This window comes from Paenibacillus sp. J22FR83, assembly GCF_059691955.1.
Map to the genome: position 1 here is coordinate 110,954 of NZ_JCAUAM010000022.1, position 16,091 is coordinate 127,044.

Sequence of the window (16,091 nt, forward strand, 5' to 3'; positions counted from 1 at the left end):
TTTTTTAATATAAGGGTTAAGCAAAAGTTGAATTACTTCTTATCGTGATAAGCTCTCATTGCAACAACCGTTGCCATTTCGCGCGTTACTTCATCACTCGGGTGGAACTGGTTATCCCAACCTGACATCAAGCCACGTGCCATAATCGTTTGCACACTCGCTTTAGCCCACTCGGATACCTGATCCAAATCGTCGATAGCTAGTGTCTGTTCAGCAGTTTGAAGCTTAAGGGCATTAACCATGATGACGGCCATTTGCTCCCGTGTTAACTTCTCATTTGGACTAAACTCGTCCGCACTCGTACCCGAGATCAGCCCTGCCTTATACGCCGCGTTCACGTAAGGATAGAACCAGTCCCCTTGCGCAACGTCGTTAAAGTTAATGACCTTAACTGCCTTCACATCTAGCCCAAGAACACCAACTAGCATCTTCATAAACTCCGCTCTAGTTACAGTTGCTTGAGGGCTAAATTTCCCGTTGCTACCCTCAACGAATGCTTTCTCTGTCGCTTCACGAATGGCATCAAGAGCCCAAGTGGAAATTGATTTAACATCACTGTACAGCTTATTTATATCCACTGCCACAGCTGTCTCTTCGTTACTCGTATAGGAAACAAAGCTCGTAAAATGATTCGTTTTAATAATCAAATTGTTGTCTTGTACAAAAGCATAAGTAATCTTTTCTTTACCCTTTGTTGCCTCGATGCCTTCAGCCTCTGTGCCATAAATCTCGATTGGCGTAAACACATTGCCTTCGATAAATCCAACTTGTTGGCCCTTAGCGCCTTTCAGTACAAGGGTTACAGGTCGATCGAATAACACAGACTCATTCGGGTTCCCCATGGCAAAAGCTTGACCAAGCTTGAGCTGTTTCGCAATCTCTTCACTTAAGCCGTTTTTCACTAACTCCTGAAGCGTTGAGTCCTTCGGATCTAAAGTAGTGAGTAGTTCGACATTTACATTCCCTGATTTTAGAACGGTTCCCTTATCGATGGAGAATGAAATGTCACCTTTTACAGCGGAAATCATAGGAATACTGTCTTTGACGTCTGTTAAATTAAGAATGACTTTAGATTTCACATCAGGGATGTTTATTGTGATTAATTCTTTATCTTGCAGTTCTTTTGTAATGTTAATCGGGTAATCTTGTTTAATATCCGTTGGAACATCAATAACTGGTTTCTTATCATTAGAATTAATAATAGGACCGGTTGGTTTTATCGGTTCCAGATCTTCCCCAAGATTAGTTGTATATCGCCATTGAATCGAGTCTCCATTCTTAAGTGAGTACTTATCAGCCCCATAGCCAGGATAAACACCATTAACGTTATACTTCCACCCGCTGCCTGTCCCATGGTCGAACTCACCATCACCATCAATGGATTTTACGTAAATACTGTTATATTTCTCAAATATGTCAGCTATATAGCTTATCCTACGGCTATCAAGTACTCGTTTAAAGATACTCCACACAGTATCCCCTTGCTTCAACTCAACGCTCACTTCTTGAACAACATATCCCTTATTAATAGTTAGTTTATCTACTGAAAAAGTAACCTTGTTTGTTGGAGGAGGAGTTGTCCCGCCGTTATTACCACTATTATTACCACTATCTGGTACCTCAGTTACACTTGAAGTATAAGCAACAAAATCTGTAAAATGTTTCGTTTTAACAATTAAATCATTGCCATTGTCATACGCATATTCATTTTTGCCGCTAGCAGCCCCTGCTGTATCACTAGCAAACTTCTGAATGACACTTGGAACACCATTTTGAATATAGGCCGCTTCCTTGCCTTTCATCCCAGCGAAGGTCACGGTAATGAATTGGTCAAATACTACGCCGATACTGCCGCCGCCAATCGTAATGACCTGATTAACCGAATCCAGTTTCTTCCCGCTTGTAACCAAAGAACTCACATTTTGTTTTACAGCAGCATCATCAGTATTCTTTGAAGTAACCAGCTCCACGGCTAGGGTATCACCGCTTGTTACCTGAGTACCTTGAGGAATAACCATGGTAACATTGCCTTTGACAGCCTTAATTTGTGGCAAGCTGCTGCCAGTAGGTAGACTCACATAAACCTTAGATTGGCTATCATCTGGAATTTGAATAGTTACTTCTTTAGCAGCATCTGTGTGCGAAACTGGAATAATGTAGTCTTGATTTCCTTCTGGAATCTCAATAGTAGGTTGATTATTCCCTATCGGTAATGGAACGTTAGTCGAAGCAAATCCTGCTTGTACCTGCAAGGATATCGTAGTATGAACAACGTTAGGAGCGCTATTTGCTACATAATCAGAAATATCAACCGTATAGTTCCCTGCTGGCAAATGTCCGAAGACTACTGCCCCCAGAGCATCTGTTTTATGAGAACTTACAAGATCGCCTGCAGTCGTGTAAATAGCAACATTGACGCCGGCTGCAACAACAGGAGTTAAGCCAAAATCACTATAGTCCATTTCTGTTTTATTCACGTGAACAGTGAAATTAACATCCTCATAAACCGTGCTTCCTTTAGCTGGTTCGATTGCGATCGAATCAATAGGCATTGTTGCATAATTATTATAAAAAAACACGACTTCATCGGAAGCTTTTAAAATAATCTGATCGCTTGTGCCTTGGTAAGAAGTAAGCCATTTATTCCCTCTATGGATAGCAAAATCCCATGAACCGTAATCTTCATCCCCATAGAAGCTGGAATGTATCCCTGCAATATTTAAATCAAGCGTGCCCCATTTTACTTCTTTCTTTACTTCAACACCTTTAGCAGTAGCTAAAGAATCAAGTGCTTGCAAAGGAGTAGCTGCCGTGACAGTCCCTTCAGCAATCCGGCCTTCTGGCCCCTCAACTCTAATGCTCACAGGTGATGAAGATACCTGATCCAAGCCAGGCAATGGTTTAGTTAAATCATATAATCTTTCATCTTTGCCTTCTTTATATAACTTGTACGCTGCTAATGCTTGGAGAGCCTGTTCTGTCGCCATACCATTGGATCGCATCTCCGTGGAGTGCGAGAAGCTTCCATCCGCTAAACGGAATTGAAATAATTTATCAAGTAGATTTACACCGTTTTTCGTATACTTAGCATTCGTTGGATCGATTTGATTGGACGTAAGAGCAATAATAGCTTGTGATACGCTCTCACTGCTATCCACACCCCAGGAAAGGTAACCGCCGTTTGATTCCTGATGTTGGGACAGCCAATTTATTGTTTTGGTAATCGTATTCGCACTCAACAATGCTTGATTGTCTACGTAAGGTGCAAGTGCTGTTAATACCATCGCCGTAATATCGGGGTCACTCGCCCCACTACTCAAGGCAAAGCCTCCATCTGCATGCTGTCTGGAGATGATTTCATTTATGAGTAATTCTCTGGTCCATGTAGCGTCTTGTGGTACCGAATAATTCTTGGAGTCAAGTGCTAATAATGCGAACACTACGCCGTTAATGCCTTGGTCGGTCACTTTGTTGCTGTTGTACAATTTAGCAATTAAATTGATACCTGAGACATTCGTAGCATCGCCACTCGCAACAGTAATGCCTAGAATTGTACGCTCTAAATCGGTAACTAACGAGAAATCACCTTGGCTATACGTTACGTTGTTTTGCAATTTATGATAGTACGTTTCGGGAAGCTTGTGTCCTGTTCTTGCTAAACCAATGGCAGTCCATTCTGAACTTATGCCACTTGCTTTCGATGTGAAATAATTGGAGGCAGCATCAATGGCAGTCTGAATTTCAACAGGCGATGGATTGCCACCGGAAGGACCGTCTGTACCACCACCAGGTGTTGTTGGATTCTCTAATTCGAAATTATCCGTATAACGCAGAACAATATCCGCATTTTTGGTCAAAATATAACTAGCTATACCTACATTGGGATCAACACCATCAACGGAGTACAACCATCCGCTTTTCGGTCCACCATCGAACTCCCCTAAATCTTTGACTTTCGAAATATAGCTCCCGCCATTACCTTCGTAATGAATCCCGGCCTCAGTTAAGACTTTGAATATTACATAAGCAGCGGTTTTCCCTGACTCCACTTGAATAGTTGTTTTCGGTAAGGAAACATCTTTCCCTACAGCTACCGCACTATGTCCATTTAATGTAAATGAGACTGAAATGGTTTGTTGCTCAGGTGGAGAAGTTGTTGTAACCAAACTCTGAAATGCTGAAGTCAGTTTGGATAGGGCACTAGTAGCGTGATATTGAATTGCATAGTTATTCGCCGCTACTTCTTTGGCAAGCGTCAAACTTTTTTGAAACGCTGACCAACTTACTTCTGTGTAAGTCCCCTGTGTTACATCTTTCAATTCATTGATTTTTAAATTTAGTGCCGTTTTATCTGCAAGTTCAGTAATATCTTCTTCGTAATCATCTGTGTAGACTAACGTAATGATATCCGAGCTCTTTAACACGTAGTCAGCAACACCTACATCAGCAAATTGGCCATTGACTAGGTACATCCAACTGCTTTTCGGCCCACCATCTCCATTTGCCAAACCACCGATACTCGTAATGAAATTGCCACTTGTATTTATAACGTTCAAATGACTCGTTAATTTATTGATCGCATAGGCAGCGGTTTTTCCCTCTTCTACTTGCGTATCCGCCTTGGCTAAGGTAACTGATTTGCCCGCTATGGCGCTATACCCGCTGATGCTAACGGAAACTGTTAGTTGTTGCGGTGTTTCTGGAGGAGCATTGATTTGTAAGCCCTGAACTGCGGCTAGTAAGTCAGATAAGGCGACATCTACTTGATCTTGTAAGGCAGTTGGATTCGCAGAGATCAATTTGGCGGCTGCCAAACTGTTTTGCAACGCTTGCCAGCTTGCGTCCGTATGGTTGCCTTTTTGCATGTTATCAACATGCGTGATCTCCGCATTTAAGGATGATTTATTAACTTCTTCGAGTCCTTTGCGGATGCTTAAATAGTATATTTTCGGTGTATTAAGCCCATCTTGCGCAATAACTCTAACGATTTTGGGCGTTGTCTCACTCAATGTGATTTCTTTATCAATTAGCGTTCCTGTCGTACCGCTTTTATTATTAATAAAGATATTTGAAGCTGTTCCATTAGCCGTTAGTTTAATCTTATCTGCGTTAATGAGAATATCGTTATACTCATACACACCTGCAGTTACGGTAACTTGCTTCGTTGCTGAGGAATCTGCGCCTGTCCCTGACAAAACGATGTTTGAAAGATCTGCAGTTTCACTAACTGAACTATTAGCTGTGACTCTTTGCAAGGAAGTAATTTCAGCGCCGATTTCTCCTAATGCACCACCATCCATTTGGACGGCATTAAACACTCTAACGTAACTTATGCTGTTCAAGCTGACAGGCTTACCTAAGCTGTCAACTGCCCAACTAATATCTATGGGATCACCTTTGGTTGGTGACGTTAAATAAGGATTTACAGGTACATCATAGGGTGCATTGCCGTTGGCATGCGTATCCGGATATCCGAACGCGTTTTTCTTTACATTAATTTTCACACCTGTATAAGTTTGAGACAGATTGTTAAAACCTATCGGTGCACTGGGATAATTAGCTGGTATCGGATAATAGGCATGCTTATGATAAGTGTTAGTATAAACATTCCCACTAACAGATTTATTGTCAGTCCAAGGTATTTTTACACCATTTGCAGTGGTAAATTCGGGTTCAGGATTGGTATATGTAACTTGGTAATCCCAAATCGTACTATCCTCATAATGTTCGGATCCTGCAATGTAATACCATGGGCCTGGATTGCCTGTCCCATCATCCTGTGCAACAGCGACACCTGCCGGTTCTTCATTGCCAGAGAAAGCATTCCCGAACACTGTAAAATCAACCCCATATGGGTTCAGTGAACTATTTTGGATAGGTTCATCAAATTTAAATACGATGCTTCCACCAAATGCTCCCAAAGAAACACCAGCAGACCCAGGCGCATTCGTCCATTTGGCGTTTATATCGCCAGTGCCCCCCCAACCCGCTTCATTCGTGAATTGGCCTGGTGCTGGGAGCCATTCTAGGATTGAACTAGGCCCAGTACTTGCAGCTGCAACTACCTGTTTATTGGTTCCAAATAAGAAACCAAGTGAAGAAAATAAAAGCATAAAAGACATAATAAGTGCAATAACTCGTTTTGGTGCATAACGATAACTCATTTTCCCATTCCTCTTTCCCTTATTAAATTGCATAAAGGGGTACAAAAAAAGCCACCCTCAACTACTAGGGTGACTTCAACTTTAATCAGGACATACATACTTCACACAACACAAATAAGCCTTATGTGAGCAGCATACGCTTAGTAACTAATCCCCACCCCCAAGGAATTAGAAACATCCAATAAATAAAGGCAGGTCTCCTGGCTTATGCGTCATCGCTTCTCTTCGCCTTCCCAATCTCGTAAACAAGACAGTGGCATATGAAAGAGTTACTCTGCAAGTACAGTGGTGGGACCGCGTCGGCTTCTACCGAACTTCCCTTTTAAGCAAGCATCTATATAGTATGCTTACACCCTTATTTAGAACATATGAAATTATCAAAGCAAACTTATGTTACCCCCTTTTAATAGTTTTGTCTACTTAAAACAAAAAAGGCACCCCACCAAGACCTCTGAGCCCGGCGGGATTACCTTTCTTATTACTTGAACAGTAGGTAGGTAATTGGATTAATATTTACAAATGCTGCGCGTAATGATAACTAGCAAAATGAAAAGGACTAGAATGCTAGCAGCTGAATTGTTCTTCGGAGGACAAGCGACTGCTTGCGTATGAACTGGTTTCGGGAAAACAAATTCAGTTTGTTGGTAGGACGCGTGCAGGTGAATATTATTGTGCATCGGTTGTTGCATGATTGGCGCTGGCGCTGGAAGCGGAGTAGGCGTCGGCATTGGCATTGGCATCGGGGTTGGCATTGGCATTGGTTGCATTGGGTAATTCGGAACTTTTACATATTCCATGAGAAGAGCACCTCCTTGGTATTTTCCCTATCGGGACTTGCACAAGCATACGGTTTAACTTAAAGGTTATTGTTTAAGTTGGGTGAATAGCTTACAACATCAGTCTATGGGGGAGCACCTACGTTGCACACGGTAAATACCCAGTTTATAAATAAATTGGGTGGGTGTCATGGGCGAACGAGCATAAGCAGGAAGCTACTTTCACCCCGGGTTAGTCGATCTTTTCGACTATTTCCCCAAGCCCCATCAAACACAAAAAGGGCCGCCCCCACAACAGCGGGAGCAGCCCTTCCATTTTTACACGTATGGATTATTCTCACGTTCAAAGCCAATCGTCGTCTTCGTGCCATGCCCGGAGTAGACGATGACTTCGTCATCCAGCAGGAACAGTTTGTCCTGAATGGAATCCAGCAAGGTATTGTTGTCTCCACCGAGCAAGTCGGTACGACCAACAGATAGTTTAAACAACACATCACCGCTGAACAGGTGATTGTCATACAAGAAGCTCACACTGCCTGGTGAGTGGCCAGGCGTATGGAATACCTTGAGCTTAATGCCAAGGAACTCCAGCACTTGCCCCTCATCCAGAGCGAATTCCGCTGGATCCGTTACAATCGGAGCGCCGAGATCAGGCCAGCGTGCGGAGCCGTTCTTCTTCGGATTCGTCAGCCAATCGGCTTCCAGGTCATGAATATACACCGGACAGCCCTTGAGCTTACGAATCTCGTCAACGCCGCCGATGTGATCGAAATGCGCATGCGTCAGCAAGATCGCCACGATATCCATGTCGGCAATTTTCTTAATCAGCGACTTCGGATTCATACCGGGATCGATAATAATGCCTTGATTCGTCTCTGGATTCGACAGTAAGTACGCATTTGTCTGAACCGGACCCAGAACGAAGGATTGAATGTTGATCATCGTGATGCCACCTTCACCTTTTTAGAACGATTCGATCAATGAACGAAGTTCCTTCACAATAACAGCATGGTATCCGTTACCTTCGCCATATTGACGACCCATTTCGGCTCTGGCTACTTGAATTTTTTCGTTATAATCAGCCGCATCGCGATCTGGATTATCTTTCTTGAATTGTGTCATAACCGCTTGCACGTTCTTCGGACGAGGTCCCCAGTGTCCAAGCGAGAAGCCGCCAGTATCCGTGAATACGACGATTGGAATCCCACGTCCGCCGCCTGTCAGGAACTGGTCAATCACATCATAGTTTTGTTCAATAATCAGCACTTCCGTAGGAACGCCGCTATCTTCCAAAGCCTTGAAAACGACAGGAACGTTGCGAACTACATCGCCACACCAGTCAGCAGCAATAATCAAGCAGCGAAGATCATCGCGATTATTCAGGGACTCGAAATATTCTTTATCCTCTTCATTGTCCCAGGCAAAACCATCGTAATACGCCAAAAATTGCTCTTTATTTTTCTCCATACTCTCGATAAACTGTTTCGGCTTCAGGCCCGTACCTAACTTACTAGCAAGATTTGCACCCATCGTTATCATCCTCCCAGGATCATCCTATTTCTCACTCATTGTAACAAAAGCAAACGAATCCGCCAAATCTACTTGCTAGACTTTCGTTTTTCTTTTGAGATAAAATTGATAGCCCGCATACAGAATCGTCAGCACGACCGCAGCGATAATTAATGGTTTAATATAAGGCCCTGCGTATTCGCCGATCGTCTCCCAATTGTCCTTCAGCTTCATGCCTAGATAAATATACAAGAACGAGTAAGGAACTAACGCTAATCCCGTGTACAAAGTGAACTTGCCTAATGGCATTTTGGCCATTCCACCTGGCAGCGAGATCGCATGACGTACGATTGGAATAAATCTCGCTGTAAAAATCATCCCTGTACCATACCGGTTAAACCAGCTTTCCGCTACATCGATATGATGCTTACTGATCAGCAGGTATTTGCCATATCTCTCTAGAAAAGGTCTGCCCCCGTAGCGTCCGATCCAGTACAAAACAACCTGAGCCAACGTCCCCCCAACGACCGCGCACACCATGCCGCCCACGAAGTTAATTTGACCTTTGGATACGAGATACCCTGCGTAGGCTAACAGCAATTCGTTCGGAATGACTTCCAACATGAGTCCAAGGAAAATCCCCCAGTACCCCAGGCCTTCCAAATATACCAAAACATTTTGAATCAACTCATGCATACGTAACCCTCTCTTCGCTTCGCTTTCCATTACATTTGCTACTTAGCTGGAAAACATACATTTAATTGGACCGATAGGATCAAAAGAAAGAGAATAACTGGATTTTATCCATCTAAAATCGCCCATTCTTCTCAAAATCACCTAAACTCAGCCAAATAACTGGATATTTTCCATGTATGCTACTTTTTCATTGGTAATCCTCATAATTAGCTGTAGTTTTTCCTGTTAAAAGCCTAGGAGGAGGCGCCATACTTCCCTATGAGGTATGAGATCGAATCTAACCTGAACATGCTGCCTTATTCTAAACCCTGAATTTTCTAATCTCACCCACATTCTATCATAGACAGGCCGCTATCCTCTACTTGTATGCAACTCATCGTTGAAATACGCCAATATGTGCAATTTGCATGCTTCCACGGGTGCGCTGAGCTCTTTGCCTACGCGATGAATCAGCCCGTGTTCTAACGGAATCGCTGGCTCCGACTCAACACGAAGCAGCTTACCCGCTTCAAGCTCCTTCTGCACCGAAGTGACAGGCAGCAAGGAAAGGCCCATGCCGCACATCATCGTCTGTTTGAGCATTTCCGTGCTGTCGAAGGCCATTTCGGTAAACGTAGCGAGCCCTTTGTCCGCTAGTACCTGAGAAGCCAAAGATTGATAAATGCAGCGGCTGCCGAAGCCGATGACCTGTGTCTGCGCGATCGCTTCCCAGCCCTCCAGCCCGATGCGCTTCACGAGTGACGGAGCCCCGACCCACACCAATTCATCCGCGAGCAGCGGGATAAAAGTGAGATTGCGCACCTTGGGATCGCGCGGCACAATGCCTAAATCCACGCGGTATGCCGATACCTCCTGGATAATGTCGCGTTGAAAGCCCGTTTCCAGCTGCAGCTGGATCTGTGGAAACCGCTCGAACAACGTAGGCAGCATCATCGGCAGATGCGGTACGCAGAATGATTCCAGCGCACGCAGGCGCACTACGCCCTTGGGTTCCTGCAAGCCCATCAGCTTCTCCTGCAGAGATTCGCCCAACTGCAAGAATCGGTAAGCGAACGGCGCCACCTCGCGACCCGCCGCTGTCAATTCAACCCCGCGCGGCAACCGCGTGAAAAGCGCCTGTCCCAGGGTTTGCTCCAACTGCAGAATATGCGTCGTAACCGTGGACTGCACATAACCAAGCTTAAGTGCCGCTTTGCTGAAGCTCTTCTCCTCCATCACCGTAACGAAGGTTTTCATGCTTCTGCCATCCATCTGTTCCAACATGAGCAACACACCACCCATCGAATTATCGAATATCAACTATCGAAATCATTCGTTATTCAAATATCTCCTCTGATGATACCATCAGAGATATCACAATGAAAAGAGGCAGACCCTATGTTCACTCGTCTTCGACCGCACTTCTCTCCCTTGTTCATAAAGCTCGCCCCCGGCATCGGCGGCTTCCTCGCCATCCTGCTGTGCAGCTTGCTCGGCGACCTCGCCAGCGTCTCGCTGCTGATGGCACCCTTCGGCGCCTCCTGCGTCATCGCCTTCGCGCTCCCGCAGAGCCCGCTCGCCCAGCCCCGCAGCCTTATCGGCGGCCACGTGCTAAGCACGCTCGTCGGGCTCTGCGCCCTCACCGCGTTCGGCGTGCACGCGTGGAGCCTCGCTCTCGCGGTCGGTGCCGCCATCACGCTCATGCAGCTGACACGCACGCTGCATCCGCCTGCAGGCGCCGACCCGCTGCTCGTGATGCTCACGGGAGCCGGCTGGAGCTTTCTGCTCACGCCGGTGCTGCTCGGCGCAGCGCTGATCGTGCTCGTTGCCTACGGGTATCACCGGGCAACTCGTGTCCACCACTACCCCACGCAGTGGTGGTGACTCACTCATCACTCGCAATTCCCATTCATGCGCTGACAAGCCCCCGCATAAGATGTACAAGACCCTTGTACAGGAGGCGGACCCTATGTCCCGAGTATGGATTATCAAACGCAAACATGTTCTTCAGCTTGCAGCCGCACTTCTTCTCCTTCTCATTGGATGGCTGTATGTCAATCGAGATACCGTCCTGCCAACCTTAGCGGAACCTACGTCTGAACGTACGATCCACATGGTTGTTGGGGAATTCAAGTCCACTACCGCTGATGGCAAAACCATCGAAGCCTATCGCTGGGACCCTGGTTCCGTCGACGTGAGAAAAGGCGAGCGTATCAAGCTCAGCATCCTTGGCGTCAATGGGGAGAGCCACCCCTTCCTCATAGAGGGACTCAATATCTCCGGTGAGATCAAAAAAGGCAAAGAAACCATCGTTCATTTTACCGCCAATCAAGCTGGCACCTATCGCCTCATCTGCATGACACATACGGACATGGCACATAACGGGCCCATGATTGGCTATATTGAAGTTCATTAAGTTCCTTTATCAAATTTTGTTCATCAAAGTAGTTTCACCGAAGCCTTATGTCCTCCTTCTCTCACCTCGAATCGTCATCTGACGTCGGCTTGAGATCAGAAGTGGCATTAAGGTTTCTTTTCGTTTACACTGAGGCCAAGCTCAATTGATTCCTAATGAAGAAGGTGCCTCCCCTGTGAAAACACATGTACTCGTCGTCGATGACGATGCCCATATTCGCGAACTGATGCGCTTCCTTTTTTCCAAAGAAGGGTATGCGGTCTTCGAAGCAAGTGATGGTGAACAAGCCTCAAAACTGCTGGAAACGGAACAAATCCACCTAGCCGTCGTTGATGTGATGATGCCTCTGCGTGACGGCTTGGAACTGTGCGCGGAAATCCGCGAACACTACGATATTCCTGTTCTTCTTGTGACCGCCAAAGGAGACATGGAGGATAAAGAAAAGGGCTTTGCCTCCGGCACCGATGATTACCTGGTAAAACCATTCGAGCCGAAGGAACTGCTTTTCCGAGCCCGCGCTTTATTGCGGCGATACCAACTCGTTTCCTCGGAGATGATTACACTTGGCCACACGGTCATTAATCGCAGGAGCTATGAAGTCACGATCGCAGGTGAAACCCTGCTGTTACCGCTCAAAGAGTTTCAGCTGCTCGCTCAATTAGCAAGTCATCCTGGGCGCATTTTCACGCGTGAGCAACTGATTCACATGCTTTGGGGCACAGATTATGAAGGTGACAGCCGAACCATCGATGTTCATATCAAGCGACTGCGGGAGCGTTTTTATGACAAAACAAGTGACTTTATGATTACGACGGTGAGGGGACTTGGTTACAAGCTTGAGGTGACGGAAGGGTGAAAACCTTATATTTTCGCATCGTTGTTACGTTTATTCTGATCGCTATGGTCAGCTCCGTGCTCGCACTCTTTCTATCGAATTGGTATTATCTAGCGAAATTAAGGGATCAGAACGAGGAGCAGATTTGGAAAATCACAACGGAAATCAGCGAGCTGTACATGGAAATGCCAAGTGTAGCACCCGCTTCCTACTTCACTCATATTGCCAATATGGGATTCCAATTGTATGTCGTTGATGACCAAATGGCGGGGACCTTCTATGGAACACCGTATAAACATACGCAGTTCGATCCGGAGCAAGTCAAACACGTTCTAGCAGGTGAAACGTACCGCGGGATGCTGCAGGAGCGTCATTTTCTCATGGTTATCGGGTATTTTGAGGATAGCCTGCGCAACAGTATCGGCATCCCCCTGCAGGTGCAAGGGAAAACATATGCCTTATTTGTACGACCTAATCTTGAACAGCAAATCGGTGGCGTGCGCGTCCTGATGGCTTTTTTGCTGGGACTTACGTTCCTTTTCAGCATCGTCCTTATTATTCTTCTCTCCCAATTTATCGTGAAGCCTGTCACCAGATTACGAGAAGCCACAAGGCGAATCGTTGGCGGAAGCTACGATATGAAGATGGACGTTTCCCGGCAGGATGAAATTGGGGAGCTAGCGCGGGATTTCACCTACATGGCGCAATCGCTCAAACAGGTAGAAGCTATGCGGCAGGAATTCGTGGGCAATGTCTCCCATGAAATTCAGTCTCCATTAACTTCGATTCAGGGCTTCGCCCAATCTATCCTGGATCAGACGACCTCCGAGGAGGAGAAGGAGCGCTATCTTCATATCATTTTAGACGAAAGCCGTAGATTGTCCTCTCTCAGCAAACAGCTTTTAACCCTAGCCTCGTTAGACAAAGAAAGTCATGTAGTGAAACGCACCAGGTACCGGCTGGATGAACAAATCCGCCAAATTCTCATTCTTACCGAGTGGCAATGGTCGGAGAAAACGCTCGACATCGAACTAGACTTACCTGAAACTGATGTCTCCGCCGACCACCAATTACTGCATCAGGTTTGGCTGAATCTCATTACGAATGGCATCAAATACGCTCGCCCACAGGACACGTTACACCTTGCGATTCAGTCATCAGAGACATGGGTCACCGTCGTCGTAAGCGACACAGGGATTGGCATGTCGGAGGCGGATTTGCCTCATATTTTCACCCGCTTCTACAAAGCGGATCGCTCCCGAAACCGCGCTAGTGCGGGCACGGGCCTTGGTCTATCGATTGTTCAGAAAATCATCGAGCTGCACGGGGGCAGCATCCATGTGCAGAGTGAGCTCGGCAAAGGTACGACTTTCACCGTTCGACTGCCCCGAATGTAATCTCCCATTCATCATCCGTTCATATTCCTCTCCTACTATGTGAATTAGATTTAGGAGAGGGGAATGAACCTGCATGAAACATGCGTTATCACGTCTTGCCCAGTTCGTTAGCAGTGCCAAAGGCGCCAAAATCGTACTCATTAGCTGGCTAGCTGCCATACTTTTATTAAGCGCATTAGCGCCATCCTCCAAAGAAGTTGCCCTAAGCGGCGGTGAAGGCAGCCTAGCTGGCCATACCCTGTCTGAACAAGCTAAACAGGTATTACAAGAAGCCTATCCTTCCCAAGACGGCTTAACCGCCCTCCTCGTGTTCCATGCCGAGCAACCCATTACGGATGCTGAGCGGGGGGCTATAACGAGCATCAGTTCGTGGCTAGCCTCTGATCAGAAACCACCTTACGTCACGAGTTCGCTACCTTTTCATCACATGCCCGCCGCGCAGCAGGAGCTCTTATTTTCCACAGATCGAACAACGCTCTTGTTAACGCTCTCCCTACAGAAGGATCTGGCATCAGGTCCTGTCTACGATACGCTTGAACTCATTCGTCATAGGTCAGAGCAGCAAGGCCTAGGGTCGATGAAGCTTGACATCACAGGTCCTGCGGGTATCTCATCGGATACCATCATGCTCTTCAAGAAAGCCGATTTCGTGTTAATGCTCGCCACACTTGGGATTATTCTCATCATTTTAATCGTCATCTATCGCTCCCCGCTGCTGGCTTTGTTACCCTTAGTGATTGCAGGCATGGTGTATGCGGTTGTCGATAGAGTCATCGGTTTAGCGGGCAAAATGGGCTGGATATTCGTCGAGAAGCAGTCCCTCTCCATCATGATGATCTTACTTTTCGCTGTGCTGACGGACTACTGCTTATTTATCATTACGCGCTACCGTGTCGCCCTGCGGTCAACGGATTCCAAGTACGATGCGATGTCGAAAGCCTTCTCCAACGTAGCAGAACCGATTTTCTTCAGCGGCGGCACCGTGCTTATCGCTATGCTCACATTATTCGCAGCTGTGTTCAAGCCCTATCATAACTTTGCACCAGTCTTCTCCATTGCGATGTTGGTTATTCTGCTTGGTGGACTGACGCTAATTCCTGCCCTGTTTGCTTTGATTGGGCGCAAAGCATTCTGGCCGTTTATTCCACGTGAGGATGCGGCGCTAGTGGAAGAGGAGCCTCGCGGTTTCTGGGCTTGGATCAGCACTCGCGTTACCGCAAAGCCACGGATAACCGCGCTTGTGCTCATTCTCGTATTGGTGGCACCTGCGCTATCCACACTAAGTATGCGCTACTCGTTTAATCTCATGAAATCCTTTCCCTCCGATATTTCTTCCAGACAAGGCTTTGACACGTTGGAAGCACAGTTTCCACCAGGGGAATTAGCGCCTGTTACGGTTCTTATGGACTCCAAGAAGGAAATCGTTTGGGATGAGACCTTTATTGGCAAAATGAACACATTGACTGGACTTATCCGTGAGCACGAGGGGATTGGTTCATTTACACCAGGGATTGATCAAGCTGAGTTAACGCCTGGCAATGCGAATTTACCGAAGCATACGGTGAAATTTCAGCTAATTCTGAAGATGAATCCCTATGATCAAGCTGCGCTTGAGGTGATCTCTGACTTACGTAAGGATAGTGCTGCCGTGCTTGAGCAGAGCGGCTTTGAACCTAGCCAGTTCACCCTTCATTACGCAGGCCAAACAGCTGAGCAGCTTGATGTCCGTACAATGAATAAGCGGGATACGCTAGTCATTTTCTCGCTCATTACGTTATTGATTACCGTTATGCTGATCTGGCAAGCACGATCCATTCGATTGGCGCTTACCATGATGGCCACCATGCTGCTGTCCTACGCTGCTACGATGGGGATTGTGTGGAGTGTGTTTCATTTTGGGTTTGGACATGATGCCTTCAGTTATCGTCTACCTATGTACACCTTTATCTTCCTCATCTCGTTAGGTGTGGACTATAACATCATTCTAGTCTCACGGGTGCAAGAGGAAGCACAGCGTCATCCTTGGCGAGTAGCCGTGCAGCGCGGTGCGGCATTGACTGGCGGTGTCATCTCGTCGGCTGGCATCGTGCTAGCAGCGACCTTCTGCGTCTTAATGACGCAGCCTTTGCAGGAGCTGCTGCTGTTTGGGTTCGCCATGGCAGCAGGCATTCTCATCGACACCTTCCTTGTTCGAGGCATGTTGCTTCCGGCATTGATGACTGGGATGGGGCCGCGTGTGGCAAAGGCGGAGCATACACCTACTCCACGAACTTGGGCGTAATAGATTCTTGTCTTGAGTCGCTCTCCGCCCTCTCTGTG

Annotated in this window: 11 protein-coding genes and 1 riboswitch; of the genes, 5 read left to right on the forward strand and 6 right to left on the reverse strand. The window is 46.5% G+C overall.

All coding sequences use genetic code 11. The features are described 5' to 3' along the window. Window positions 1-32: 32 nt before the first annotated feature. From AC58PV_RS30180 to AC58PV_RS30205, 6 genes are all read right to left on the reverse strand, one after another. The gene (locus AC58PV_RS30180; protein WP_497436561.1) at window positions 33-6,164 is read right to left on the reverse strand and encodes a DUF4430 domain-containing protein; all 6,132 of its coding nucleotides are present in this window, start codon (window positions 6,162-6,164) and stop codon (window positions 33-35) included. Between the two features lie 173 nt (window positions 6,165-6,337). Continuing rightward, window positions 6,338-6,536: riboswitch (cobalamin riboswitch) on the reverse strand. Between the two features lie 134 nt (window positions 6,537-6,670). Further along, window positions 6,671-6,961, reverse strand: coding sequence for a hypothetical protein (locus AC58PV_RS30185; RefSeq protein WP_246320290.1), 291 nt, complete (start codon window positions 6,959-6,961; stop codon window positions 6,671-6,673). A 297-nt stretch (window positions 6,962-7,258) separates the two neighbouring features. Continuing rightward, on the reverse strand, window positions 7,259-7,882 hold the full coding sequence (locus AC58PV_RS30190) for an MBL fold metallo-hydrolase (RefSeq protein WP_497436563.1): 624 nt from the start codon (window positions 7,880-7,882) through the stop codon (window positions 7,259-7,261). Window positions 7,883-7,903: 21 nt separating this feature from the next. Further along, complete coding sequence (locus AC58PV_RS30195) at window positions 7,904-8,470, reverse strand: thioredoxin family protein (protein WP_497436565.1); 567 nt, start codon at window positions 8,468-8,470, stop codon at window positions 7,904-7,906. A 75-nt stretch (window positions 8,471-8,545) separates the two neighbouring features. Beyond that, the gene (gene uptA / locus AC58PV_RS30200; RefSeq protein ID WP_497436566.1) at window positions 8,546-9,145 is read right to left on the reverse strand and encodes an undecaprenyl phosphate transporter UptA; all 600 of its coding nucleotides are present in this window, start codon (window positions 9,143-9,145) and stop codon (window positions 8,546-8,548) included. 351 nt (window positions 9,146-9,496) lie between these two features. Beyond that, the gene (locus AC58PV_RS30205; protein WP_497436568.1) at window positions 9,497-10,444 is read right to left on the reverse strand and encodes a LysR family transcriptional regulator; all 948 of its coding nucleotides are present in this window, start codon (window positions 10,442-10,444) and stop codon (window positions 9,497-9,499) included. 78 nt (window positions 10,445-10,522) lie between these two features. On the opposite strand from AC58PV_RS30205, the gene AC58PV_RS30210 reads away from it, so the two are divergent. The 5 genes from AC58PV_RS30210 (at window position 10,523) to AC58PV_RS30230 (ending at window position 16,053) form a co-directional block, all read left to right on the forward strand. Next, a complete protein-coding gene (locus AC58PV_RS30210; RefSeq protein ID WP_497436569.1) occupies window positions 10,523-11,008 on the forward strand; it encodes an HPP family protein in 486 nt (161 codons plus the stop codon). 85 nt (window positions 11,009-11,093) lie between these two features. Next, window positions 11,094-11,540 (forward strand): cupredoxin domain-containing protein, encoded by a 447-nt coding sequence (locus tag AC58PV_RS30215; protein ID WP_068663450.1) that lies wholly within the window; start codon window positions 11,094-11,096, stop codon window positions 11,538-11,540. Between the two features lie 175 nt (window positions 11,541-11,715). Further along, on the forward strand, window positions 11,716-12,396 hold the full coding sequence (locus tag AC58PV_RS30220) for a response regulator transcription factor (protein ID WP_497436570.1): 681 nt from the start codon (window positions 11,716-11,718) through the stop codon (window positions 12,394-12,396). Continuing rightward, on the forward strand, window positions 12,393-13,772 hold the full coding sequence (locus AC58PV_RS30225; RefSeq protein WP_497436572.1) for a sensor histidine kinase: 1,380 nt from the start codon (window positions 12,393-12,395) through the stop codon (window positions 13,770-13,772). The genes AC58PV_RS30220 and AC58PV_RS30225 overlap by 4 nt, the downstream gene beginning before the upstream one ends. 73 nt (window positions 13,773-13,845) lie before the next feature. Then, a complete protein-coding gene (locus AC58PV_RS30230) occupies window positions 13,846-16,053 on the forward strand; it encodes an MMPL family transporter (protein ID WP_497436573.1) in 2,208 nt (735 codons plus the stop codon). Window positions 16,054-16,091 lie beyond the last annotated feature (38 nt).